Raw genomic sequence first — 23717 nt, forward strand, 5'->3', positions numbered from 1 at the left:
GTGTCCGGTGCGTGCTCTCGGCGTGCCGGCCGGATGCCCCCGTACTGGACGTACTTGGGCTTTCGGCCGGTGCGGCGAGAGTGCGTGCCGGGCACTGCGACGCCGCGGACCTCCGTCAGACACCCCCTAGGCGGACAGGACGCCCACGAGTTCCGCCAGGGCCGCCCCCAGCGCGCCAACGCCGGCGTCGGCGGGGCCGCCCGGCTCGGACATGTACACGTCCCGGCGGATCTCGACCATCAGCGCACTGACCCGCTGGTCCCGGCCGTAGTACTCCAACGGGACGTACGTGCCGGCGAAGGGGCTGTCGAGGCCGGTTCCGCCGAAGCCCGCGAAGGCCTTCTCGGCGGCGGTGAGGAGGCGGGACGGTGTGTGGAAGGAGTCCGTGCCCAGGCAGATCGGCGGCCGGCCGCCGTCGCCGTGCAGTTCGTACGGGAGGGGCTCGGTCGGGTACGAGTGCACGTCGACGATCACGGCCCGTCCGACGGCCGCCAACCGGTCCGCCACGGCCCGCGCCATCGCCTCGGCGTACGGGTGGAAGTAGCGGTCGATCAGCGGTCGGCCGTCGAAGCCGTCAGGACGCAGGCGCTCCCGGTGGGTGGTGTGCGTATACACCGCTCCCATGCCCACGGCCAGCATCTCCTCGCGCTCGTCGGGGAAGCGCTCCGGGTCGACGACGAGGCGGGACAGCCCGTTGACGAACTGCCACGGTCTGACGGAACTCGCCGCCGCTGCCGCTGCGGCGATGTCCGACGTGTGGGAGTCGGTGATGTGGTCCAGCTCCTGCTCGAGCGCCCGGTCGTCCAGGACGATGCCGCTGCGGACGGACTCGGGCAGGGCGCGCGAGGAGTGCGGCACGTGCAGGATGACCGGCGATGCGTCGGCGCCGGGAAGGAGGTGGAAGGAGTCGGTCGAACGGTTCACGTGTGGTTCCTGTCGGCGTCGTCGAAGCGCAGGACGGTGTCGACGTCCCGGCGCAGGGCGCGGGCGCTGGGCGGTGGGTGGTGGGGCGCAGGAGAGGCGGAACAGCAGCAGTTCGGTCTCGTCCCGCCCACCGCCGGCGGCAGCCACAGCGCTCGTACGCCGAAGTCGGTGCCGAACGGTTTCCGGTGCATGTGGGCGGCCCCCCGTCCGCCGCGCGACGGGCAGCGCGGTGCAGGCCGACTGTACCGGCACGCGGTGGTGAGGAGGGGGACGTCCCGTCAGGATCCGGGCAGGTAGTGGCCGATGAGCGCGTCGAGGCCGGCGGCCAACTGCTCTTCTCCGCCCCGGACGGCCAGGGCCGGGCCCAGCGACCGCAGGAGCGGGAAGTCCTTGGCCGGGAGACGGTGCAGGCCGAGCCGGAAGGCCGGATCGGGTTCGTCGGGGTTGTCCACGACCTCGCGCAGCTCGATGACGATGTAGCCCAGCACCCAGGAGATGAACGCCCGGTACATCCTGAGCGTGGTCTCCTCGTCCAGCCCTGCCGTACCCAGGAGGGCGAGCACGCGTTCATGGGCGCGCAGCACTGCCGGGGGCCTGCGCGCCATGGGGACGGTGAAGGGCCGGACGGCCACCAGCGGTATGACGTGGGGGTGGGCGAGGGCAACCCGGTACATCGCGCGGGCGATGCCCAGCAGTGCCTCGCGCCAAGGGAGCGCGGTCTCGTGCCGCGGGAGGGAGGCGGCGGGCGCGGCACTGTCCAGTGCCTGCTCGAGCTCGATGAACAGGTTTTCGACGAGCCCGTCCAGCAGGTCGTCCTTGCTGGGCGTGTACCGGTAGAGGGCCATGCTCTCCACGCCGAGTTCCCCGGCTACGCGGCGCATGCTCAGGCCGTCGAGCCCCTCCTCGTCCACCACGCGGAGCGCTGCTTGGAGGACGCGCTGGCGGCTGAGCCGAGTGTGGGCAGTCATGGCCGCACCTCCGCTTTTTCCGGCTCCGACGCGCCTTGACGACCGGCATCGCACAGAGGGAGCCTGTATACGTACAGCATAAACGGATGGCGTCCGTATACGCCCTAAGCACGGCTTTTGCGCACCGTGCTCTGTGATCGTCCAAGCAAGTGAGTGGTCGCCATGCGACGCACGAGTACGTCCTTCACCTCCCGCCGTTCCTGTTGCACCCGTCCCTGCTCGGCCCCGCTGTCCCCCGACGCGCTGGCCCAGCTCTACGCCGAGTACCTGGACCTGATCGAAACGGGTCGGCTGCCGAGTCACACCACCTTCGAGGACTTCTACTACACCTGGCGCTCCACCCGGCGCGCCGAGCGGCTCGTCGGCCTCGACGACGGCGCCGTGCGGGTCGGACCGACGGTGGAACCGCAATTGATCACGAGGCCCGACAAGCAGCTCAAGGGGGTCGTCAACACCCTCGTCCTGCTCGTCGACTTCCCCGACAAGCCGCACGAGGCGAACCACCGACCCGGCCACTACGAGCAGCTGTTGTTCAGTACGAACTCCCTGCCGACCGGCAGCATGCGCGAGTTCTACCGGAAGATCAGCGGCTTCGACACGTTCGGCGACACCGGCATCGACATCCAGGGCGAGGTCCACGGCTGGTTCCGGCTGCCCCAACCGCTCTCCTTCTACGCCGACGGCAACGCGGGGCAGGGCGACTTCCCCCGCAACTCGCAGGGCATGGCCCGGGACGCGGTGCAGCTGGCCAAGGCCGAAGGCGTCGACTTCAGACCCCATGACGTGCTGGACGAGGGCACGGTCACTGCGCTGTTCGTCGTACACGCGGGGTCGGGAACCGAGAGGACCCGGAGCCGCGACGACATCTGGAGCCTCAAGTGGGGCATTCCAGGGGGCATCACCGTCGGCCCGGGCCTGACCGTCGAGACGTTCCTCACGGTGCCCGAGGACTGTGCGATGGGCTTGTGCGCCCACGAGTGGGGCCACCTGGCGGCGCGGTGGGCCGACTTCTACGACACGGGCCGGCTGCAGGCGACGAAGTCCAACGGCCTGGGCAACTACTGCCTCATGGCGGCGGGCAACTGGGGCAACTCCGGTCTCACGCCGGTGTTCCCCAACGGCATGCTGCGCATGTTCCACGGCTGGGCCTCCCCGCGGCGCATCACGAGGACCACCAAGGACGTGGTGCTGCGGCCGGCGGCGGAGGGCGGTGAGCTGCTCTTCATCCAGAACGAGGACACGATGGCGGAGGACCAGTACGTCCTCGCCGAGTACCGGCGCCGCCGAGGGCAGGACGCCTTCCTGCCGGATGCCGGCATCTCGGTCTACACGGTCGACGAAGCGATCGCGAACGTGAACAACGAGGACCTTCTTGCGATCGAGCTGTTGCAGGCCGACGGCAGACGCGATCTGGGCGCGATCTTCGGGCGGGGCAACCGGGGCGACTCGACCGACCTGTTCCCCTCGCTGGGCAACAGGGTCATCGGCAAATCGACGATCCCGGCACTCAACCTGCCGGACGGACGGTGGTCCGGCGTCACCATCGAGGTCGAGGGCGACCCGGAGGACGACGAGATGGCCGTCGACATCCTGATGGACTGACGTCGGACGAGCGCCCGGGCTCCGGCAACGCCCTGCCCGGGATGGGGCCCCGGCGTCCGGGGCGCCCGGGACCGCCCGGACCGCCCGGGCAGCTCACCGGCCCGCGGGATCTCCCGGACCCCCGTGGCCGGCCCGCCGCGGGGCGTCCTCGAGGCGGCCGGTCACGACCAGGTTGCCGTCGGGGGTGCGCCGCGCGAGCGCGCCGGTGCGGAGGTAGCCGTCGGGGGTGAAGGAGCGTGCGTTGAGGTCGGGCGCCCGGTAGTAGCCTCGCGGCGTGTACGGACCGCGGGCGAGGAGTTCGCCGGGCTGCCCGTCGGGCGCGTCCTTGCCGTCGCGGCCGACGATGCGGATCTGGTCGTCGGGCGAGAGCGGGCGGCCCTGCGTGGCGAGTACGGTCTCGTCCGGATCGTCGGGCCGGGTGAGGGTGACCACCCCCCGGTCCGTGCCGAAGACCTGCTGCAGGCGACAGCCCAGGGCGGGGCCCATCCGTTCGGCGGTCGCCCGGGGCAAGGGCGCGCCGCCGACCTGCACGAGACGCAGACTGCTCACGTCGGCCCGGACCGTGGCACGTGCGTCGAGCCAGAGCCGGGCGACGGCGGGCACCAACGACGTGAGGGTGACCCGCTCCCGTTCGATGAGCGGGAGGCAGGCGGCGGGGTCGGAGGTCTCGGCCAGGACCACGGTGCCGCCGACGGAGAGGGTACCGACGATGCCGGGGCAGCCGAGGGCGAAGTTCGACTCGGCGGGCAGCGCGGCGAGATACACGTCGTTCGCGGTGAGCGACACCAGCTCGGCGGCAGCCCGCGCCTGGTAGACGTAGTCGTTGTGGGTGCGCGGCACGAGCTCGGGCGCCGTGGCCGTACCGTCCGAGAGCAGGAAGAGCGCCACCTGCGCGGCGCTCTGCGCGAGCGCCGGCTCGGGCGGCGCGTCGAGGGCGCCCAGCGGGCTGTACTGGCAGCCGGCCGGATCGGTCGTGAGGCCGCCGTACGGGGAGGAGGTGCCCGGCTCCTCGAGGGTGAAGACCCGCCGCAGGAAGGGACCTCGGGCCGCGATGTCCGCGGCCATCGCCGTGTGGTCGAAGCCCTGGTGCGTCGAGGGACCGACGTAGCCGACGGCCTGGGTGACGCGCACGAGGTGGGACACCTCGGCCGTGCGGTGCGTGACCGGGCAGAGCACGGGGACCGCGCCGGCCCGCATCAGCGCGAACACGGTGCTGACGAACTCGGGAACGTTCGGCAGCTGGACGACGACCCGTTGGCCGGGCCTGAGGCCGCGCAGCCGGATGGCGGCCGCCATGCGGTCCACCCGCCGGTTCAGTGCGGCGTAGGTGATGCGGGTGTCGCCGTGCACGAGCGCGGTCCGCGGCCCGTACTGCAGGGCCCAGCCGCGCAGCAGGTTGTCCAGCGTGTTGCCACGCCAGTGGCCGACCGCCCAGTAGTGGTCGACGAACTCCTCGGGCCAGGGTGTGCAGCCGTCGAGCATGGATGTCATCTGCGTCCCCCTGATACCGGACAACCCACCTTCTTGATCTTGACAATCCAAGGGGCCGCCCCCTCCGGACACAAGGTGCTTTCCCCACCAGGGACGCCGAATTCCCTCGGCGGAAGGTCCAAGGAGCGCCGCTGACCAGGCGGAACGGCCGGCCGTTGGCCCGGCTGCGGCGCCGCGCCCGGCGGTGGCCGGCCCGGCCGACGGGCCCCCGACCGGCGGCATGCGGCTTTCCGTACCGCAGTCGGCCGCCTACGGGGTCTGCGTCGGCGTGAGCTTCGTGAGGATCAGCAGGGCGTCGACGAGGTCCTCGGCCGGGGCGCCGGTGGCCAGGCGGCGCAGTTGCTGCCCGAAGACCAGGGCGACGGCCGCGCCGGCCAGGCGTTCGGGGTCCGGCACGCCGAGGTGGGTCAGGATCCGGGCTGCCAGCAGGTCGTAGGCGGCGAAGCACTCCGCCGCGGCGGCCCGCAGCCGTTCGTCGCGGCCGGCCTGCACGTACAGCTCGAAGGGTGCGATGTGGCGGCTGTCGAAGGCGTTGCCGCCCGCGACCTGGGCCACCACCTCGGCCGCCTGTCCGATGTCGAAGCGCTCGTCGGTGCACGCGTCGGCGAGCTCCGTGAAGTGCCGGGTCTCCTCGGCCACGAAGAGCAGCAGGCTCTCGCGCAGCAGCTCGTGCTGGGCGGCGAAGTGGTAGGTGACGGAGCCGAGGGAGACGCCGGCCTCCTTGGCGATGCGCCGGTTGGTGACGGCGGCGATGCCGTCCTGCCCGATGATCCGCAGTACGGCGTCGATGATGCTCTGGCGGGTGTCGGAAGGAGCGGGCACGTCGACATTCTGCCCCATCGATCGACGCCACCGCCCGGGCGGGGCCGACGAGTTGGGGAAGCTGCGGTGTGGACAAGGAACGGAGCGATCCCTACTGTTCGTTCGAACGAACAAGAGAAGGCCGCCGCCGCACGGGAGTCGTCGTGGACATATCGGGATCGAACGTTCTGCTCACCGGGGCCACCGGAGGCATCGGCTCCGCCCTGGCCGCGCGCCTGACCGCGCAGGGAGCCCTCCTCACCGTCACCGGACGACGGGAGGAAGCCCTCAAAGCCACCGCGGACGCCTGTGGCGCGCGCACCGTGGTCGCCGACCTGGCCCACCGGTCCGACGTCGTCCGGCTCGCCGAGACCTGCGCCGAGGCGGACGTCCTCGTCGCGAACGCCGCCCTGCCCGCCAGCGGCGACCTCCTGGACTACACCGAGGAGCAGCTCGACCGCGCCCTGGACGTCAACCTGCGGGCGCCCGTCCTGCTGTCCCGGCTGCTCGCGGCGCACATGGTGGGGCGCGGCCGCGGCCACATCGTGCTGGTCGGCTCCATCTCCGGCAAGGCGGCGACCAAGTCGACCTCCCTGTACAACGCGACCAAGTTCGGGCTGCGCGGATTCGCCCTCGCCCTGCGCCAGGAGCTGCGCGGCACGGGCGTGGGGGTGTCCCTGGTCCAGCCGGGCTTCGTCCGCGACGCCGGGATGTTCGCGGCCACCGGCGCCACCCCGCCGAACGGCATCAGGACCGTCACGCCCGGCCAGGTCGCCGACGGCGTCGTACGGGCCGTGCACCGCGACCGGTGCGAGGTCAACGTGGCGCCGCTGGAGCTGCGGGTGCTGAGCGCCATCGCCGGGCAGTTCCCCGGATTCGCCGAGCGGGTCCAGGCCCGGTCGAACGTCGACCACTCCGTACGCCAGATCGTCGACGCCCAGCGCTCGCGCCGCTAGGCCGGTCTGCGGAGGTCCCGCGCCGCCGGGCGGGACCCCCGCAGACCCGTCTCCCCCACCCTCGCCCCTCCGCCCCCTCACGTGCACCGGCACGCCCTCGCACCCTCCCGCCCCCCTCCCCGCAGCGCCCGGCACGCCCTCGCACCCTCCCGCCCTCCTCTCCTCGCAGCGCCCCGCACCTCCTCGCACCTGCACGCCTTCCCTGCCACCCCACGTGAACGGAGAGCACTGCCGTGCCGAGTGAACACCTCCCGAACGCTGCCGTGCCGGACCTCGCACCGGGCGTCGAGCGCAGGTCGCTGCTCCGATGGGGGGCGCTGCTGGCCGCGGGCGGAGCCGCCGCGCTGGTTCCCGCACCGATCGCGCACGCCGCGACGAGGGGCCGGGGGACGGATACGGTGACCACCACCTACAAGGGCCGCGCCCCGTACGGCGACGACCAGTGGGCGTACGTCGCCTTCGACGTCCCCGCCGGAGTGCAACGGATCTCCGTCGCCACCACCCACGAGGCCGCCGCCGGCATCCTGGACCTCGGCATCTTCGGCCCGTCCGGCTTCCGCGGCTGGTCGGGCGGCGAACGGGCCGGGTTCACCCTCTCCGGGGCGGACGCCACGCCCGGCTACGTGCCCGGGCCCGTCGAGCCCGGCAGCTGGTCCGTCATCCTGGGACCGATGGTCGGCGCGACCGGCGGCATGGCCTGGCAGGTGGACGTCACCCTGCACTTTGGAGCCCCGCTGCCCCGCACCCCGTACGACATCCTGCCGACCGCGCTGGCGGGCCGGGGACCCGGCTGGTACCGGGGTGATCTGCACCTGCACAGCGTGCACTCCGACGGGAAGCGCACGGTGGACGAGATCGTCGCCGCCGCCCGCCAGGAAGGGCTGCACTTCATCGCCACGTCCGACCACAACACCAGCTCCACCGGGGTGACCTGGCACGGCAACGTCCCGACCGACCTGCTGGTCATCAACGCCGAGGAGGTCACCACCCGCCACGGCCACTGGCTGGCCGTGGGCCTTCCGCAGGGCGAGTGGGTGGACTGGCGCTACGGCCCCGCCGACCAGGGGGTGTTCGACGGCCACGTCCGGCGCGTGCACAGTCTGGGCGGGATCACGATCGCCGCCCATCCGCTCACTCCGGCGGCGGGTTCCCTCTGGGAGTTCGGCCTCGACCGGGTGGACGCGCTGGAGGTGTGGAACGGACCGTGGACCCTGGACGACGCGGCCAACATCGCCGCCTGGCACGTCATGCTCTGCCTCGGAAAGCGGGTCGCCGCCGTCGGCAACAGCGACGCCCACAGCCCGGCGGACGCCGTCGGCCGGCCGCACAACGTGGTGCGTGCCGGCAGCCTGTCGACGACCGCCGTACTGGACGCCTTGCGCCTGGGCCGGTCGTATGCCGTCGAATCCGCGGCCGTGAGCGTGGACTTCACCGCCCGCGCCGGCGGGGCGGTGGCCGGACCCGGCGAGGAGCTGCCCCTGTCGTTCTTCGACGCCGTCGACGTGACCCTGGACGTGACGGGCGCCCCGGACAGCATCGCCACGCTGCACACCGAGTGGGGCATCATGGCCGCCACCTGCATCAACGGCAGCGGCCGGGGGCAGCTGCGCTGGCGGGGCTGGGGCAAGGCCTCCCTGTTCGCCCGGGCCGAGGTGCGCCGGCCGAAGCCCGCTTCCACCACGCTGGACCAACTGGTGGCCCTCACCAACCCGGTGTGGTTCTCCTCCGCGCAACTGCCCCCGTACGACGTGGAACGACGCGCGCTCTTCCACACCGAGCGCCGCCCCGACGGGTCGTGGAGCAGCATGCGTCCGCTGCCGGGTGCCACCGCGGGCGCCGCCTCGTTCTCGGGGGTCCAGTGCTCCGCGGCCGGCATGGCGGACGGCTCGGTCGTGATCCTGGGCATCGCGCCCGACAACGGTCTGTGGCTGACCGTCGTACGGGGTTCTGCCACGCTCCAGCCCTGGCGGCGCCTCGCGGGTCCGGACGGCTCGACCGGGTTCACCGTGCGGGAGGCGGACATCGCCGCCTTCCCCGACGGCACCTGCCAGATCGTGGTGACCGGCATGGACGGCGCCGCCTTCCACCAGCAGCGCCGCGTCGACGGCGGGCTGCCCGGGTTCCGGGCCCTGCCCGGCTTCCCCGCGCAGAGCCGCTGGGGTGCGACGAAGGTGTCGGTCACGGCGATGCCCGACGGGAGCGCGCAGCTGCTCAGTTACGGCACGGACGGTGCCATGTACCACTGCGTGCGCGGGCGGGACGGTGTGTGGACGGCCTGGGGACGCATGGCCGGCTACAACGGCGCCCCGACGTTCTCGGGCCCGGCCCTGTCGATCACCGGCATGCCCGACGGCTCCTCCCAGGTCCTCGCGATCGGGCTCGACGGGATCGTGTACCACCAGCTGCGGCGGCCCGACGGCTCCTGGACCGGGTTCCGGCCCCCGCCGGCTCCACCATGGGGGCCAGCGCCATCGGCATCGCGGGCACGCCCGACGGCTCCGCCCAGGTCGTGGCGGTCGGGCTCGACGGACGGATCTGGCACAACGTCCGCAAGCCCGACGGGTCGTGGACGCCGTTCGTGCAGATACCCGGACCGAACGGGAGGGACCCCTTCCCCGCGGGCCAGGTCCGCATCACGGCCCTGCGCGACGGCACCGCGCACGTCACGGCCATCAGCGCCGGCTAGGGACAGCCTGGCCGCAGTCGCTTCGTGGTCGAACCCGGCGTCGGATGGGCTTAGGATTCCGGGCGGGCGGGGCCGTAGCGCAGAGGTCGACGCGCGCGGTCTCCAAAACCGCGAGGACGCCGGTTCGACTCCGGCCGGTTCCGTCCGCATCCGTCGGTATCCGTCGGCATCCGTCCCGTCCGTGTCCCGGCTGCCCGGGTGAACGGCGGACGGCTCTTCCCCTGCGTGATCGCGACGGCTACGCCTCGACGGCGCCGCTGTCCGCGGCCGGGTGGAGCGAGTCGACGTCTTCCATGAAGCTCAGCATCCGGGCGTTGACCAGGACGGGATGGTCGATCTGCGGTCCGTGTCCGGTCGCGGCGACGATCTCGGCGCGGGCTCCGGGGATGATCCGCGGTACGCGCTCCACCTGCCGCCGGGGGTGCACGAGCAGGCTGCGCTTGCCCATGATCAGGTAGAACGGCGTCCGGATGGTGCCCAGTTCCGCGTCCGACAGGGGCAGTGGGGCGGGGCGGCGGATCCGGAAGGCGCGCACGCCGGCCTGGATCCACGCGCGCAGCTCGGGAACGACGATCACCGGTTGTTCCAGCCAGGCCGCGAGCCGCGGGCGGAGCGCCTTGGGGGCGTAGGTGGCGAAGAGGCTGGCGAAGATCCAGACGAAGAAGCGCAGGCCCACCTTCTCCAGGCCGCCCGGGTCGAGTGCGGTGACCGAGGCGAGCCGTGCGGGTCGCCGGTGGGCCTGGTTGATGACCAGCCAGCCGCCGTAGGAGGAGCCCACGAGGTGCACGCGGTCGAGGCCCAGGGCGTCGAGGGCCTCGTCCATCCACTGGGCCGCGCGCTCGGGCTGCCACATGGGCTCGCGGTGGACGCTGCGGCCCGGGTCTCCGGGGGTGTCGAGCGCGTAGACGGGCCGGTCGGCGCTGAGCGCGGGGGTGTTGGGGTACCACTGGGCGGAGCAGCCGCCGGAGCCGTGGATCAGGACGACGGGCGTACGGGACGCGGCCGCCGGGTCCGTGGGGCCGTAGCGGTAGACGTGCGTGGTGCCGAAGCTGGTCTCGACGTCCGTCTCGGAGCGGGCGGGCGCGCCCTTCGCGTAGAGCGCGTCGCAGGCGGCGAAGTACCGGTCTCGCAAGGTGTCGTTGACGTAGCGGCCTATGTCGCGGCCTGCGCGGTGTCGGGTGGCGTTCTCGGGCACGGGTGCACCTCCGGGCGGATTCGATCTTCGTGGTACGACCGTACCATAATGATGGTACGGCGGTACCATGAGCCGGCCGGTGCAGCGGACCGGCCCGCGAACTCACCACCGACGGACGGAGACCCGGCGCATGCCCAAGCGCGTGGACCACGAGGAACGGCGCAGCCAGATCGCCGAGGCGCTCATCCGGGTGGCCGGGCGACGCGGGCTGCACGCGGTCGGCATGCGGGACGTGGCGGCCGAGGCCGGAGTGTCGCTACGGCTCGTGCAGTACTACTTCCAGACCAAGGAGAACCTGCTCTTCCACGGGCTCCAACACCTGACCGACCGCTTCACGGCCCGTGTGGGCGCCCGTCTGGCCGCCGCCGGCCCCGATCCCGGCCCGCGCGCCACGGTCGAGGCGCTGCTGCTCGCCTCCCTGCCGACCGACGAGGAGAGCCGCACCTTCCACCTCCTCTACAGTTCCTACGCCATGCTGTCCGTGACCGACGAGGCGCTGGCGGCGCAGCCCTTCATCGACCGTCCCGACGCCGCCGAGAGCGCGCTGACCGGCCTGATCCGCCAGGCGCAGGAAACGGGCCTGGCCGATCGCGAGGCCGATGCGCGCACGGAGGCCGTCAGCCTGCTCGCCATGGCGGCGACCCTGGGCACCAGCATCCTCGTGGGCCAGCGGAAGCCCGAGTCGGCCGTCGCCGTACTGCACTACCACCTGGACCGGATCTTCAGCCCGGGTGCGATGCGGTCCGCCGGATGAAACCCACCCCGCGGACCCATCTGGGAGAGACGATGGCCGGCGAGCACGTGACGGTCCGCCTGCCAGCCGGGGCGGCGGCTGCGCTGTCACGCATGATCCACGCGACGCGTGGCCAGCCAGCGGACCATCGCCGGGTCGCGGTGGTCGAAGAACAGCGACCTTCCGGTGTCCAGCGTGGCGATGGCCGCCATCTGCTCCCCGGTGAGCTCGAAGTCGAAGACGTCGATGTTCTCCGCCATGCGCTCGGCACGGACGGACTTGGGGATCGCGACGACGCCGCGCTGGGTCAGCCAGCGCAGCACGACCTGCGCGACGGACTTGCCGTACGCGGCGCCGATCTCGCTCAGCAGCGGCTGCGTGAACAGGTCGTTCCTGCCCTCGGCGAAGCCGCCCCAGGACTGGATCTGCACCCCGTGCTCACGCATGAGCTCCTGGTCGTCCGCGCGCTGGAAGAACGGGTGGGTCTCGATCTGGTTGACCGCGGGCGTGACCTCGTTGTTGACGATGAGGTCGACGAGGCGGTCGGGGTAGAAGTTCGCGACGCCGATCGCCTTGGCGCGGCCGTCCCGGTGCAGCTCCTCCATGGCGCGCCACTGCCCGTACACGTCGCCGAAGGGCTGATGGATCAGGTACAGGTCGAGGTGGTCGAGACCGAGCCTGCTCAGCGACGCCTCGAAGGCGCGCCGGGTGTTGTCCTGGGCGGGAGCGTCCTGGATCCAGAGCTTGGTGGTGACGAACAGCTCCTCGCGCGCGATGCCGCTGCTCTTGATCGCCCGGCCCACCGCCTCCTCGTTTCCGTAAGCGGCGGCGGTGTCGAGCAGCCGGTAGCCGGCGGCGAGGGCCTCGGTGACGGCCCGCTCGGTCTGCTCCGGCGGGATCTGGTACACGCCGAAACCGAGGACGGGCATCTGGACGCCGGTGTTGAGCGTGACGTGCTGCATCGTTCTCCCGTCGCTCCGTCGGTCCGTCGGTCCGTCCCCCAGTCCACACCGGGAACCGCCCGCCTACACCCAGGGTGACCCGACCAGGTGAGCCCCGGTGGGCCACCTCGTTCGCCGTGGTCCGACCTGCCGGCCGTTCACGAGCAGTCGAAGCGGTCCTCGTACGGGCGGTTGCGGCGTGCGACGCGGGCGGCGAGGCGCTGTGTGTGACCCGACTCATGGCGGTGATCCTTTGGGGCGGGATCGGACCGCTGCGTAACGTGCAGGGAACGTGCAACTTCACAGCCGCGGTGAGCGTGAACTCCCGCCCACCCGAGAGGACATGAGACGTGAGCACTCCTTCAGCCGCACCGCGCCCCGCCGAGGCGCAGGAGAAGCCGGGATGGTCCCTGACCGCATTTCTCTTCGGGACCGTGTGCGCCGTTCTCCGTCTCGGCGGCGACTGGTCCTGGTGGGCCCTGTTGTGGGCGCCGATACTCGTCCTCGCCGTCGGCTCCGCGGCGTACGAGTGGGTGCTGCTGGCCCGGCACCGGTGGCGCATGGGCCTCCTGGAATGGGGCTTCCTCGTCCTCTCCCACCTGGGCTTTGCCGCCTGCCTCGGCGGCCTCTGGCTCGCCGGACGCTGAACTCCCGCCGCAGCAACCCATGTACGGGTGGCCGGTGCTCGGCCGAGATCTGCGGGGTGGGAGACTGGTCGGCCGTGCAGAGAACGGAGAGGAAGGACACCATCGTGCGACGGCGACCGAGGCGCGCAGCCCTGGCGTCCCTGGTCATGGCGGCGCTGATGACGGCGACGGCGACGGCCTGCGCCCATCCGCTGCAGGACCTCGGCCCCCTGCCCCCGCGTTTCTCGGGTCCGCCGCTGCCCGCGGACACCGTGGTGTCGGAGATGACCTCGGTGCTGGCGGCGGAGGGCGTCACGGTGGAGAGGGAACCCTCGAACGTGCTGGGAAAGTGCTTCGAGCGGCTCTCGGGACGGCATGCGCCGGACACGGTGGACGCCGCTCTGCGGGCGGCCTTCGCGCGGGCCCGTTCCGAGCACGGCTGGCAGCCCGGTCCCGACCTGGGCAGCGAGACGCTCACCCTCCGGAAGGGCAACTGGACGGTCATGGCCGGCTTCCCGGGACGGCCCGCCCAGGGCCTTCAGGCGCCGGTCGTCATGTCGCTGATGTGCCTGGACGGCGACGACTCGTCGTCGAACAGCCCGGCGCCTTCCGCACCGGCGCTCACGCCTGCCCCGGCCTCGTCCTGAGGGCGGCCCCCGCCGGGGTCCGTCGAGCCGGGCGAGGGCCGGGCGTGACTCCTCGACCGGCCGGTCGTTGAACCCGGCGGTCAGCGAAGTGACACGGCGAGGCCCCGGGACCCGCGTCCCGGGGCCTCGTGTGCTGCTCCCTCAGGTCGGGGCGCCGTAGTGGGCGGCCAGATTGTCCCGTGCGGGCCTGGCGCGACCGGCCGGGCCCTGCGCGAACGCCCGGAGCAGGTTGGCGGTGACGGTGCGGGTGAAGTGACCGGTCCGGGCGTCCAATCCGTGGCTCGGCTTGGCGCCTCCTGGCGCGCCCACGTCGAGGGCTTCCACCCAGCGCATGGTGCCCGTCGCGAAGATCCCGGCTCCGCTCGGAAGCGACAGGTAGGCGGTGTCCGCGTACGACGGCCGGCCTTTGCACACCACCGGCGAGTGGGCGAGGATCTCGACCGGCCGCGGCATCGGGTGCGCCGGGTTCACCCGGTCGAACTCCACACCCACCAGGCGGGGGTAGGAATCCCCGGCCCGCGCGCCCGTACCCGCCAGCAGCCAGTGCTCCGGGTGGGAGACCACATACGGGGCGTCGACCGGATAGCCGTCGTACAGCACCCCGAGCAGCGCGCTCTCGGGGTCGGCGGCCGGAGCGCGCCGGAAGTCGTGGGTGGGCGGGGATCCCCGCTGGAAGCCGGGGTCCTTGGCGTAGTCGCCCTTGTAGCAGACCACGACACGGTCCGGTCCCACGTCGGACGCCTCGAAGCGGATCCGCCGGTAGCAGCAGTTCGCGCCGAGGACGGCCAGGTTCGTCCCGCTGTCGCGCGCCCGGGTCACGTGGCGGCGCTGCTCGGGGCTCCAGTACTCGTCGTGGCCCAGGGACACCATGGCGGCCGCCCCCATGAGCACGACGGGGCAGCGTGCCACGTCCGCCCCCGTGGTGTACGCCAGGGGAAGGCCCAGGCTCTCCGCCAGCGCGATCAGGGGGGCCTCGTACGGGAGGAACTGGCCCGCGCCATGCCGGTTCTCGTACGGTCGGTCGAAGGTGACCCGGAGGGACCGCGACCCGTTCTTGCCCGTCGCACCCCGGTAGAGGTCCGCTCCGCCCCACCGGTTGTAGGCCTGCCAGGTGGCCACCGAGTTCATGATCACCGTACGGCCGGCCCCGAAGGCGGACCGGACGGTGACGGGCACGAACCGCTGCGCCTTGCCGTCCTGCGTGTCGAGCCTCAGCAGGTAGCAGCCCTCCGGCCAGCCGGAGGTGTCGATCCGCGTCGTCACCCGCCATGCGGCGCGGGCCGTCCGCGTTTCGAGGTCGAGCACGGCCGGCGGCTGGAGAACACCCGGCAGCGGTGCCGACTGCCACACCAGACGGGCCCTCGCCCCTCCGTACCAGCCCATCCGGTAGGCACGGACGGCATAGGAGGCGGAGGTCGTCGACACCCGCACGCCGAGCAGCTCGCCCGGCCGGACGCTGACCCGGTCGGCGAACCCCTCGATGGCCCGCGCCGGGCCACGCCGGCGGATCCGCCAGTCGGGGGAGCCGGGCAGCGCGTTCTCGGCCTGGACGTCCAGTGCGCCCCCCGCCGGCAGACGGGGAACGGCCCGCCCGGCTCCGGCTCCGGCTGCCGCGCGCGTCGGCGCCGCGCCCAGGGACCAGGATCCGAACGTGGCGGCGGCCAGGCCCAGCACCCGGCGACGCCCGGGTCCCCGGCCGCCGGACTCCCCCGGGGCACCCGTCTGGTCCACTCCACCACCTCGGAATTCCGTCTCGGTAGGCCCTCGTTCTAGCCCATCGCCCACGCCGGGCACGGCAGGACGCGCACGCGGGCGCACGCCTTCGCCTCGAAGGCACCACGCTGCGCCGACGGCGGGACGCGTGTACCGGCCGGCGGGCGGGGTCGCCGGGGTGGCCGGTGGGGCGGTGGGCCGGTGGGGCGGTGGGGCGGCCTCCGGGCCGGCCGGTGATGCGCGCTAGCCGGGCAGGTGGAAGCCGTTGAAGAGGTCGTCCATGCCGCGCAGGGCCAGGCGGGAGGGGACGGCACGGACGGCGAGGTCGCGGGCCGCTGCGGCGAGCGGGTTGCGCAGGGCGCCGAGGCGGCCGACCCGGCGGGCGCGGAGGCGGACGGCGTCGGTGCGGTCGCGGCGGGCGGCGGTGTACGCGGCGAGGGCGGCCGGGACGGATCCGGGGCCGTCTGCGCAGTCACCGGCGCCTGTGGCATCCCCCGCATCTCCCGCGGGAAGCAGGTGGGCGAGGACCGCCGCGTCCTCGATGGCCTGGCAGCCGCCCTGGCCGAGGTTGGGGGCCATCGCGTGGGCGGCGTCACCGAGCCAGGCGATCCGGCCGTGGTGCAGGCGCGGGAGCGGGGCGGCCAGGTCGTAGAGGTCGTTGCAGAGGAGGTCGGCGGGGTCGAGTCGGTCGACTCGGTCCAGCAGGGCCGGGATCGGGTCGTGCCACGAGCCGAAGCGGCGGCGCAGTTCGGCGCGGGGGTCGGCCGACCGGGTGCCGGCCGGGACCACCGCGGTGGCGTACAGGTAGAACCGGCCGTCTGCCAGCGGGGTCACGCCGAAGCGCCGGCCCCGCCCCCAGGTCTCGCTCATGGCCGTGATGCGCAGCTCCGGGGCGTCCACGATGGTCCGCCAGGCGATCTCGCCGAGGTAGTGCAGGCCGGGGTGGGCGGGGAAGTACGCGCGGCGCAGCGGGCTGTGGATGCCGTCGGCGGCGACGACCAGGTCGGCGGGAAGGTCCGGTCCGGCTGCGGTACGGACGACCGGGCGGCCCGCGGCGTCGTCGACCCCGGTCACGGCGGTCCCGTAGCGCAGGACGTCCGGCGGCAGGGCGGCGGCCAGCGCTGCGGTGAAGGCCGGGCGCGGAACGGCGATCGGGGGCATGCCGTAGCGGGCCGCCATGTCCGCGGTGTCGGCCCGGGTGAGCCACTGGCCGTCGGAGCGGCGCACGCCCATCGTCACGGGCACGGCGCTGCCGGCGGCGCGGGCGGCGTCGACGCCGATGGCGTTCAGTGCGCGCAGGGCGTTGGGGGCGAGACCGATCCCGGCGCCGGTGGTGGGGGGTTCGGGGGCGCGCTCGCAGACGGTGACGCGCCAGCCGCGGCGGTGCAGCGCGAGGGCGGCCGTGAGGCCGCCGATTCCGGCCCCGGCCACCACCGCGTGACGGTTCGCCATGGCACACCCCTCCCCTACGGTTCGGACATCGACGACGACCACGGAACCCTGACTCTACAGCTGTAGAGTCAGGGCCTGTCCAGTCGGCAGGACCACGATCGCGACCGTGGGAGGGGAGGCCGGGCCGGGCCGTCAGTGTTCGGCCCGGCGGGCGGCCAGTTCGGTGCGGTTGGCGTGGCCGAGCTTGGCGAGGACGCTGCGGACGTGGCTTTCCACCGTGCGTTCGGAGATGACCAGGTCGTGGGCGATCTGACGGTTCGTCCGGGCCCGGGCCACGAGTTCGGCGATCTGGCGCTCGCGCGGGGTGAGCGGGTCGCCGGCCTGCCGCTGGGCGGCGATCTCGCCGATGACGCGGGCCGCCGCGGCGGCAGGGCCCGGCAGGTCGAGCCGGTCGGCGATCGACAACGCCTCCACGGCGAGTACGGACGCTTCGGCGAGTTCTCCTCTGCCGCGGGCGATGGTGGCGAGGTCCAGGCAGGTCAGGGCCACGTACGGGCGCGCGCCGAGGGCGCGGTTGCGGATCAGCGCCTCGCGGAGCAGTTCCTCGGCCTGTGACGGCCGGCCGGCGGTCAGGGCCAGCCGGCCGAGGTCGCGGCTGACCGTGCCGGAGAAGTACGCCGTGGGTGTGCCGAGCGCTCCCGGGTACGGGCGGAACAGCGCGAGCTGGTCGTGCACCAGCCGCGCCGCCTCCTCATCGCCGGTCAGGCCGATCAGGTCGACCAGGTTCAGGAGCACCGCGGGCCACGGCGGGTTCGTCATCGGGATCGGAAGCAGCGGCCGCAGCTGTTCATAGGCGTCCCGGGCCTCGTCCAGCCGCCCGGCGAGGAACAGCGCGCGGGCCCGCATGGACAGGAACAACGGGAGCCTGGGCGCGCGGTCGAGGTCGCGCCACATCTCCTCGGACAGTTCTGCGGGGTCGCCGCGCACCGCGGCCAGCTGTTGGCGCAGTACGTCACCCAGGGCGATGGCGGACTGGTCCCCGCTGGCCCGGGCCAGCTCGGACGCCTCCTCGTTGCAGCGCCGGGCCTCGGCGAACCGTCCTTCGTGTACGGCACGGGCCGCGGTCACGCGCAGCAGGTGCCAGCGGGCCAGGGGCAGCGGGGACCGGGCCACGACCGCCTCGATGCCGCGGACCGCGTCCTCCACCAGGTCCAGTCGACCCAGCAGGTATCCGGCCTGGACGCGCCACTGGTGGCCCAGTACGGCGGCCGCCGGGTCTGCGATCCGCTCGGCGCGGGACACGGCCAGCTCGCCCAGGCGCAGGCGTTCGGCGGTGTCGTCGGGGTGCGCCAGGGTCATCTGCACCGCCCGGGCGGCGTCGAGTTCGGCCTGGAACCCTCCGCTGGCCCCGGCCAGTTCGAGGGCGGCCCGGGCGTGCTCGGCCGCCTCCTCGGGTGAGTCGAGTTCGGCCGAGGCGGTGGCGAGTTGGGCCAGCAGCCGCGCGCGCGTCGCGTCCGGCAGGCCCTCGACGGCCAGGGCCGCCCTGCACAACCGCCTGATGCCCTCCGAGGCATGGGCGAAGGTCACGCCCTGCAGGACCAGGGCGGCCTCGGCCAGCAGAGCGGGGCGGCCGTCGGCGTGCGCCGCGTCGGACGCTTCCTCGCAGTGGCGCAGGCTGGCGTCGTAGCGCCCGGCGAGGTATTCGGCGCGGGCCAGTTCGATGAGCGCCGGGGCGCGCTGCGGGTCGGTCGCGTCGAGCACGGCGGCGGCGTCCGCGAGGTGCCGGGCGGCATCCGCGTAGGCATGCCGTTCCCGGGCCAGGTCCGCGGCAGTGCGCGACCAGTGCGCGGCGGCGGCACGGTGAGCGGGCTCGGGGCCGGACCGTCGCCAGTGTGCCGCGATCCGGGCCGCCTCGGCCGGGTCCCCCGCCTGCTCCAACGCCTGCGCAGCGGCCCGGTGCAGCGCGCGGGCGCCGGCCGGGGTGGTCCTGCCGAGCACCTCGTCGCGTACCAGGTCGTGGGCGAAGCGGTAGGTGCGTCCGATGCCGGTGGCCTGGGGCGCGGTGAGCACCCCGGCGTGCCAGGCCGCTTCCAACGCCTGCGCGACGGCGCTGTCGCCCAGGTGCGGCAGGACGGCGGCGAGCTGACCGGTGTCCAGCCGGTCGCCGAGCACGGCCGCGGCCCGCACGACGTCGCGCTGCTCGGTGGTGAGCCCGGCCAGCAGGCCGCTGACGATGGTGCCGATGGTGCTGCCGGCGTGCGTGCGCAGCGCGGTCACGAGCAGCGGCAGCCCGCCCGTCCGCCGGTGCGACTCCGTCGCTTCCGCCGTGTCCGCCCCGTCGAGGCACCGGGCCACTTCCTCCGGGGTGAAGGGCGCCAGGCGCAGCGTGCCGGCTCCGTAGCGGCCCAGGTCGGCGAGCGCACCGGCGACTTCGTCGGGCGCGGGTTCCCGGACGGTTCCCAGGACGAACAGCGCCGACTCGGCGACCCCGCCGGTCACGTGCCGCAGCAGGTCGAGGCTGGCGGTGTCGGCCCAGTGCAGGTCCTCCAGCAGGACGACCAAGGGACGTTCGGCGGCTGCCGCGGCCAGCGCATCGCTCATCCGGGCCAGCTCGAGGAACCGCAGGGCCGCCGCGTCGGCCGGCGCCGTCGCACTCCACGGCTGCTGCCCCGCCGTGGCCCCGGCTCCGTCCCCCGCCGGCCCCGCGGTCAGCGGTCCGAGCGCCCCGGCGGCGGCCTCCGCATGACGCAGGGCGCGCTGCCAGGGCCACAGGGGCGGCGCCACCGCGTCGCGCGGGCAGTGGCCCCGTACGACGTCGAAGCGGGCGGGGCCGGCATGGCGGCGCAGCGCCTCGGCGGCCAGGGTGCTCTTGCCGATGCCCGCGGGTCCCGCGAGCAGCACCACGGATCCGGAGCCGTGCTCCGCTGCCGCGATCCGCTGGGCGAGGACCGCCAACTCGGCCGCGCGACCGATGAATTCGCTTCCCACGCGGGGAGTATCCCGCACGCGGCCGCCCGGCGGACCTGCGGCGGCTGCGTACCTCGGTTCAGTGGCAGTACTGATGCCCCGGGGGGCCTACGGGGGCCACCGTGGTCGCATCCGCTCCGGCGACGGTTCCGCATCGCGCGTGACCCGGCCGGACACCCCCTGCGCTCCGAGGAGAGAACACGATGGAAGCACGCCCGGCCATGGTCGTCACGGACCGTTCCGCACCGAAGGCGTCGGCCCCTTGCGCCCGGCCCTGCGAAGGCCCCCGGCCCCCGTCCGCCCCGTCCGCCCCGTCCGCCCCGTCGTCACCCGGAGTCGTGGCGCGTGGAGCGCTGCGGGGAAGCGCAGCGGTGCGGCGGGCGTGGGCGGCCGTGGCGGTGGCGGCCCTCGTCGCCGCGACAGGGGTGGCGTGCGTGCCACCGGACGCCGGAACGGACCAAGGCGGCGGGACGCAGACACCTTCGACCCGACGCCCGGACGGCACGCCGCCCGAGTCCACCCGGCCGACGAAGCCCATCCAGCCGACCAAGCCCACCCCCTCGGCCACGAAGGACGACGCCCCGGGCGCGGCCACCATCATCCGTGTCACGCCGAACCACTCGGACGCGGGCGGCCGCACGTACGTGGCGTGCGAGGACATCCGGGTCGACCTCACGCTCAAGGCCTTCGATGGGCGGTCGCGGTGGCGGGCCCGCGCCGTCAACGTCGATCTGGTGGGCACCACCGCACGCACCCGCCCCCTGACCGACGCCCTCCTCGCGCGGGGCGTCGTGCTCGAACCGTCCTCGGGCGTGCTGGAGACGGGACAGACCCGGACCCTGCGCATCCGCGGCACCTACACCCCGCCTCCGGGCACCCCGCGGAGGTTCTGGGTGGCCGTCGACGACGGCTATCCCTCCCGGACCACTCCGGAATTCGTCTGCCGCTGAGCCGGGCGACGGCGGTCAGGGGGCGGGCCGGTCCCCGGAGGGCGGGGTGGCGGGGACCAGGCGGGGGACGAGGCGGACGTACGCGAGCATGCCGAGGACTTCGACCAGGGTCTGTGTGACCACGACGACCGCGGCAGCGGCGAGGGACTCGGGCAGGGCCAGGGCCAGGGGCAGGACGACCAGGGAGTTGCGGGTGGCGCCGGTGAAGACGATCGCGCGCCCGGCCGGGGCCGGGAGGCGGAACAGCCGGGCCACGGCCTTCCCGGCGAAGGCCATGACCACGAGGAAGGCGGCGTAGAACGGGACGACGGCGGCGACGGCGGTGAGGCCGTCGCCGAGCCCGGGGACCTGGGAGGCGACGACGGTCAGCAGCGTCGCGGCCATCAGCGGCACCATCGCGGTGGTCGCGGCGTCGGCGGCCCTCTGTCCGGCCGGGCGGCGTGCGGCCCACCCTTGCAGGGCCCATGCGAGGGCGAGCGGGACGACGATCAGTACGGCGAAGGCCTCCACGAACGGGGCGAGGTCCACGACGTCGGCCAGGGCGGGGCCCATGAACAGGTACAGGAACCCCGGGAGCAGCAGCATCTGCGCGATCAGGAGGAGGGGGGTCGCGGCCAGCAGGCGGCGGCTGGAGCCGCCGGCGAGGCCGGAGAAGACGATCACGTAGTCCACGCACGGGCACAGCAGGACCAGCAGGACCCCGACCCGGAGGGCCTGGTCCGCGGGGAGGAGGGTGAACATCGCGGCGACGACCAGCGGCACGACCACGAAGTTCACCACCAGGGCGGCGGCCAGGAAGCGGCCGTCGCGCAGGGAGCGGACCAGGTCGGCGGCGGGGACCTGGAGGAAGGTGACGAACAGCAGGGCGCCGAGGACGGGGTTGATGGCGGGGGCCAGGCCGGGGCCGGCGGCCGGGGCGAGGCGGCCCAGCAGGGCGCCCGCGGCCATGGCGACGAGGTAGATCGCGACCTGGTGGTGTTCCATCCGCGCGACCAGGCCGCTCGGTCCCCGCTCCGACACCGCGGCTCCTCCTTCGCACCCGTGGCGGCGGCCGGCCCCGCCGACAGCCGTCCGCCCATCCTCACAGGTCGGCGGACCGCTGCCCGCCGGCGCCTGCGCGCCCGCCGGCGCCGTCGGCGGGCGGGAGGGCGCGGTGGGCGCCCCGGGTGGTCATGCGGGTGCCCGGAAGAGGGCGGCCGGCAGTCAGCCGAACCCGTGCGAGGAGGCGGGTCCAGGAGGGCGCCCGCTTCCCGGGCGCAGCAGGACGAGGGCGCCCAGTCCGCCTGATGCGGTGTCCGGCGGTCGGCGGCGGGGGCGAGCGCCGGCGACATGCCCACGTTCGGCGTGATGGCGGCTTCGGCTCGCCGGGTCGCTGCACGCTGTGGCCGAAGACCACGGCGTGCGCTCCCGCGGGCCCGCAGCATCCGGCGGGCGGGCACGGACGCCCCACCGAAAGGCGTGGATGACCGACCTCGCCGCCGCCCGGGCGGCACGGCCCGGCCGGGCCCGCCGGGCCCGGAACGTCGTGCGGACCGAGGGCCCCGCGGCGGCCCGCATCGTGGTCACCGTCGCGGTCGCCTGGCAGGTCGCCCTGTGGCTGGGAGCCGACCAGCCACCGGTCTTCGCGGCGATCGTCCCGCTGGTGGCCCTGCGCGGCGATCCGATGACGGCCCTGGGTACGTCGCTCCAGCGGGCCCTCGGCGTGGTGGCGGGCGTGCTGATCGGGCTCGGCGTCCTCGGCGTGCTGCGTCCCTCGACCGCCACGCTGGCACTGGTGGTGGCCGCGGGCCTGGGCGTCGGAATGGTCCTGCGTGCCGGCGGCGGGCTGAACATCCAGGTCGCCGCCTCCTCGCTGCTGGTCTTCGCCAGTGCCTCACCCGATTCCTACGGCCTGGACCGCGCGTGGGAGACGGCTGCGGGAGCGGCGGTGACGATTCTGCTCGCCCCGCTGCTGTGGCCGCCCGACCCCCACCGGATCCTGACCGCCGTCGCCGACGACTGCCGGCTGCGCCTGACCCGGGCCCTCACCGGTACCGCGGCGGCCCTGGGCACCGGCCCGGCCGCCGCCCGCGACAACCTGCCCCACGTGGAGGCCGAGGTCGATGCCCTGCACGCCAACGCCGCACGCGCCCGGGAAGCCGAACGCGCCATCACCTTCAACCCCATGCGCCGCCGCCACCGCGACACCGTACGGCTCCGGGCCCGCCGCATCGCCACCGCCGAGGGCCTGTGCGCACACCTGACCTCCCTGGCCAGGGAGGTGGCCCAGCTCACCGGCCGGGAAGACCTCGCTCCCGACCTCGCACGGGCGGCGCGCCGCCTCCCCCCGCTCGCCGCGCTCACCGCCCGGGCCATCGAACGCACTCTGGACGGAGAAGACCCCCGCCCCGCCGTCACCGCCGCCCGCGCCTGCCTGAACGCGTACGTCCAGGCGGACGACCGCCCCCTCGCCGTCACCCTGCGCCGCCCCTTCCACCAGCTCCTCGTCGACCTCGACCAGCCGGCCCGCCCCACCGGGGAAGCCCCGTCCCGGAACTGACGACACGCCACCGGCCGCCTTCAGAACAGGGAGGGCACCTGCGTCCAGACGAGCAGCGTGGTGACCAGGTGCAGCAGACACCACGCCCGTGCCGTCCTCCACGTGCGCGACACCACGGCCGCGGCCCCGAGGAAGAGGGTGGAGAGGAGGAGACACAAATGCGCGCCCGCGCGGACGTCCTGATCGCTCGTCGGGGACATCTCCCTGCCCATGGCCGGCACGCTCAGGAACAGCATGAATGCCGCGACAGCATAGAGGGCGGCGGCCGAGGCCGCGCGCAGTCCAAGGGCCAGGGCCCGGTTCTCGGACATCGGGGTGTTCCGTCCTGCTCGTGGCTGCGGGCCCCCCACCCCCGTGGGGGGGCTCCGCTGCATGGCCGACGCGGCCGAATCCGCTGCGCCGCGTCAACCCTCCGCACGAGGCGGGATGTCGAACGAGCCCGACCGGCGCGACCGAGCGCTCCGCCCGGCTGCCGCCCGGCGCCTGCGGCCCGAGCCGTCCGCCCCCTGCGAGAACGATCCCCACGGTACGGCCGGGGAAGCCACCGGCCCAGGGCAGCACGCGCCACCCAGGGGACCGTGCACGC

At 73.9% G+C, this 23717-nt stretch carries 20 protein-coding genes, 1 tRNA gene and 1 pseudogene; 10 read left to right on the plus strand and 12 right to left on the minus strand.

Annotated elements, in window-relative coordinates:
- Positions 1-126 precede the first annotated feature (126 nt).
- The 3 genes from AB0D44_RS30065 to AB0D44_RS30075 form a co-directional block, all read right to left on the minus strand.
- The gene (locus AB0D44_RS30065; protein ID WP_362596674.1) at positions 127-924 is read right to left on the minus strand and encodes an N-formylglutamate amidohydrolase; all 798 of its coding nucleotides are present in this window, start codon (positions 922-924) and stop codon (positions 127-129) included.
- Positions 921-1115, minus strand: coding sequence for a hypothetical protein (locus AB0D44_RS30070; protein WP_362596676.1), 195 nt, complete (start codon positions 1113-1115; stop codon positions 921-923). Before AB0D44_RS30070 ends, AB0D44_RS30065 begins: the two co-directional genes overlap by 4 nt.
- An 87-nt stretch (positions 1116-1202) precedes the next feature.
- Positions 1203-1892: a TetR/AcrR family transcriptional regulator gene (locus AB0D44_RS30075; protein ID WP_362596678.1), complete on the minus strand. Its 690-nt coding sequence runs from the start codon at positions 1890-1892 to the stop codon at positions 1203-1205.
- 162 nt (positions 1893-2054) lie between these two features.
- Here AB0D44_RS30075 and AB0D44_RS30080 point away from each other — a divergent pair, with 162 nt between their 5' ends.
- Positions 2055-3494, plus strand: coding sequence for a M6 family metalloprotease domain-containing protein (locus AB0D44_RS30080; RefSeq protein ID WP_362596680.1), 1440 nt, complete (start codon positions 2055-2057; stop codon positions 3492-3494).
- Between the two features lie 93 nt (positions 3495-3587).
- Here AB0D44_RS30080 and AB0D44_RS30085 read toward each other — a convergent pair whose 3' ends face one another.
- The gene (locus AB0D44_RS30085) at positions 3588-4985 is read right to left on the minus strand and encodes an AMP-binding protein (RefSeq protein ID WP_362596682.1); all 1398 of its coding nucleotides are present in this window, start codon (positions 4983-4985) and stop codon (positions 3588-3590) included.
- Between the two features lie 249 nt (positions 4986-5234).
- Entirely contained in the window at positions 5235-5807 is a 573-nt protein-coding gene (locus AB0D44_RS30090) for a TetR family transcriptional regulator (protein WP_362596684.1), read from the minus strand.
- Positions 5808-5950: 143 nt separating this feature from the next.
- On the opposite strand from AB0D44_RS30090, the gene AB0D44_RS30095 reads away from it, so the two are divergent.
- From AB0D44_RS30095 to AB0D44_RS30110, 4 genes and pseudogenes are all read left to right on the plus strand, one after another.
- Positions 5951-6742 carry an SDR family NAD(P)-dependent oxidoreductase gene (locus tag AB0D44_RS30095; RefSeq protein ID WP_362596686.1) on the plus strand — a complete coding sequence of 264 codons (792 nt, stop codon included), beginning with the start codon at positions 5951-5953 and terminating at the stop codon, positions 6740-6742.
- A gap of 692 nt (positions 6743-7434) precedes the next feature.
- Positions 7435-8403 (plus strand): annotated as a pseudogene (locus tag AB0D44_RS30100) (CehA/McbA family metallohydrolase); the annotation flags it as partial.
- A gap of 794 nt (positions 8404-9197) precedes the next feature.
- Complete coding sequence (locus AB0D44_RS30105; protein WP_362596688.1) at positions 9198-9428, plus strand: hypothetical protein; 231 nt, start codon at positions 9198-9200, stop codon at positions 9426-9428.
- Between the two features lie 68 nt (positions 9429-9496).
- Positions 9497-9571 (plus strand) — tRNA-Trp (locus tag AB0D44_RS30110).
- Positions 9572-9666: 95 nt separating this feature from the next.
- On the opposite strand, the gene AB0D44_RS30115 is transcribed toward AB0D44_RS30110, so the two are convergent.
- Positions 9667-10623 carry an alpha/beta fold hydrolase gene (locus tag AB0D44_RS30115; RefSeq protein ID WP_362596690.1) on the minus strand — a complete coding sequence of 319 codons (957 nt, stop codon included), beginning with the start codon at positions 10621-10623 and terminating at the stop codon, positions 9667-9669.
- A gap of 130 nt (positions 10624-10753) precedes the next feature.
- On the opposite strand from AB0D44_RS30115, the gene AB0D44_RS30120 reads away from it, so the two are divergent.
- Positions 10754-11377, plus strand: a complete 624-nt coding sequence (locus AB0D44_RS30120) for a TetR family transcriptional regulator C-terminal domain-containing protein (protein WP_362596692.1) — start codon at positions 10754-10756, stop codon at positions 11375-11377.
- 86 nt (positions 11378-11463) lie between these two features.
- Here AB0D44_RS30120 and AB0D44_RS30125 read toward each other — a convergent pair whose 3' ends face one another.
- Complete coding sequence (locus AB0D44_RS30125) at positions 11464-12318, minus strand: aldo/keto reductase (protein ID WP_362596694.1); 855 nt, start codon at positions 12316-12318, stop codon at positions 11464-11466.
- Between the two features lie 329 nt (positions 12319-12647).
- Between AB0D44_RS30125 and AB0D44_RS30130 the strand changes: the two genes are divergently transcribed.
- Both AB0D44_RS30130 and AB0D44_RS30135 read left to right on the plus strand, forming a co-directional pair.
- Positions 12648-12944: a hypothetical protein gene (locus tag AB0D44_RS30130; RefSeq protein WP_362596695.1), complete on the plus strand. Its 297-nt coding sequence runs from the start codon at positions 12648-12650 to the stop codon at positions 12942-12944.
- A 104-nt stretch (positions 12945-13048) separates the two neighbouring features.
- Positions 13049-13570 carry a hypothetical protein gene (locus AB0D44_RS30135; RefSeq protein ID WP_362596697.1) on the plus strand — a complete coding sequence of 174 codons (522 nt, stop codon included), beginning with the start codon at positions 13049-13051 and terminating at the stop codon, positions 13568-13570.
- A 141-nt stretch (positions 13571-13711) separates the two neighbouring features.
- Here AB0D44_RS30135 and AB0D44_RS30140 read toward each other — a convergent pair whose 3' ends face one another.
- The 3 genes from AB0D44_RS30140 to AB0D44_RS30150 all read right to left on the minus strand — a co-directional run bounded on the left by AB0D44_RS30140 (position 13712) and on the right by AB0D44_RS30150 (position 19663).
- The gene (locus tag AB0D44_RS30140) at positions 13712-15301 is read right to left on the minus strand and encodes a N,N-dimethylformamidase beta subunit family domain-containing protein (RefSeq protein WP_362596699.1); all 1590 of its coding nucleotides are present in this window, start codon (positions 15299-15301) and stop codon (positions 13712-13714) included.
- 225 nt (positions 15302-15526) lie between these two features.
- A complete protein-coding gene (locus tag AB0D44_RS30145; protein WP_362596701.1) occupies positions 15527-16735 on the minus strand; it encodes an FAD-dependent oxidoreductase in 1209 nt (402 codons plus the stop codon).
- Between the two features lie 132 nt (positions 16736-16867).
- Positions 16868-19663: an AAA family ATPase gene (locus AB0D44_RS30150; protein ID WP_362596703.1), complete on the minus strand. Its 2796-nt coding sequence runs from the start codon at positions 19661-19663 to the stop codon at positions 16868-16870.
- Between the two features lie 350 nt (positions 19664-20013).
- Here AB0D44_RS30150 and AB0D44_RS30155 point away from each other — a divergent pair, with 350 nt between their 5' ends.
- Positions 20014-20592, plus strand: a complete 579-nt coding sequence (locus AB0D44_RS30155) for a hypothetical protein (RefSeq protein ID WP_362596705.1) — start codon at positions 20014-20016, stop codon at positions 20590-20592.
- Positions 20593-20607: 15 nt separating this feature from the next.
- Here the strand turns inward: AB0D44_RS30155 and AB0D44_RS30160 are convergent, their stop codons facing one another.
- Positions 20608-21576 carry a bile acid:sodium symporter gene (locus AB0D44_RS30160; protein ID WP_362596719.1) on the minus strand — a complete coding sequence of 323 codons (969 nt, stop codon included), beginning with the start codon at positions 21574-21576 and terminating at the stop codon, positions 20608-20610.
- Between the two features lie 478 nt (positions 21577-22054).
- Between AB0D44_RS30160 and AB0D44_RS30165 the strand changes: the two genes are divergently transcribed.
- Positions 22055-23131 carry an FUSC family protein gene (locus tag AB0D44_RS30165; protein ID WP_362596707.1) on the plus strand — a complete coding sequence of 359 codons (1077 nt, stop codon included), beginning with the start codon at positions 22055-22057 and terminating at the stop codon, positions 23129-23131.
- Positions 23132-23151: 20 nt separating this feature from the next.
- Here AB0D44_RS30165 and AB0D44_RS30170 read toward each other — a convergent pair whose 3' ends face one another.
- Positions 23152-23442, minus strand: coding sequence for a hypothetical protein (locus tag AB0D44_RS30170; protein WP_362596709.1), 291 nt, complete (start codon positions 23440-23442; stop codon positions 23152-23154).
- Positions 23443-23717: the final 275 nt, after the last annotated feature.

The sequence above is a fragment of the Streptomyces sp. NPDC048349 genome (genome assembly GCF_040651925.1).
Lineage (GTDB): Bacteria > Actinomycetota > Actinomycetes > Streptomycetales > Streptomycetaceae > Streptomyces.

What these genes read in the sequence shown, in the direction of transcription:
- AB0D44_RS30070 (WP_362596676.1), bottom strand. Translation starts at nt 1,115, where the DNA reads ATGCACCGGAAACCGTTCGGCACCGACTTCGGCGTACGAGCGCTGTGG.
- AB0D44_RS30075 (WP_362596678.1), bottom strand. Translation starts at nt 1,892, where the DNA reads ATGACTGCCCACACTCGGCTCAGCCGCCAGCGCGTCCTCCAAGCAGCG.
- AB0D44_RS30080 (WP_362596680.1), top strand. Translation starts at nt 2,055, where the DNA reads ATGCGACGCACGAGTACGTCCTTCACCTCCCGCCGTTCCTGTTGCACC.
- AB0D44_RS30085 (WP_362596682.1), bottom strand. Translation starts at nt 4,985, where the DNA reads ATGACATCCATGCTCGACGGCTGCACACCCTGGCCCGAGGAGTTCGTC.
- AB0D44_RS30105 (WP_362596688.1), top strand. Translation starts at nt 9,198, where the DNA reads ATGGGGGCCAGCGCCATCGGCATCGCGGGCACGCCCGACGGCTCCGCC.
- AB0D44_RS30120 (WP_362596692.1), top strand. Translation starts at nt 10,754, where the DNA reads ATGCCCAAGCGCGTGGACCACGAGGAACGGCGCAGCCAGATCGCCGAG.
- AB0D44_RS30125 (WP_362596694.1), bottom strand. Translation starts at nt 12,318, where the DNA reads ATGCAGCACGTCACGCTCAACACCGGCGTCCAGATGCCCGTCCTCGGT.
- AB0D44_RS30145 (WP_362596701.1), bottom strand. Translation starts at nt 16,735, where the DNA reads ATGGCGAACCGTCACGCGGTGGTGGCCGGGGCCGGAATCGGCGGCCTC.
- AB0D44_RS30160 (WP_362596719.1), bottom strand. Translation starts at nt 21,576, where the DNA reads ATGGAACACCACCAGGTCGCGATCTACCTCGTCGCCATGGCCGCGGGC.
- AB0D44_RS30165 (WP_362596707.1), top strand. Translation starts at nt 22,055, where the DNA reads ATGACCGACCTCGCCGCCGCCCGGGCGGCACGGCCCGGCCGGGCCCGC.
- AB0D44_RS30170 (WP_362596709.1), bottom strand. Translation starts at nt 23,442, where the DNA reads ATGTCCGAGAACCGGGCCCTGGCCCTTGGACTGCGCGCGGCCTCGGCC.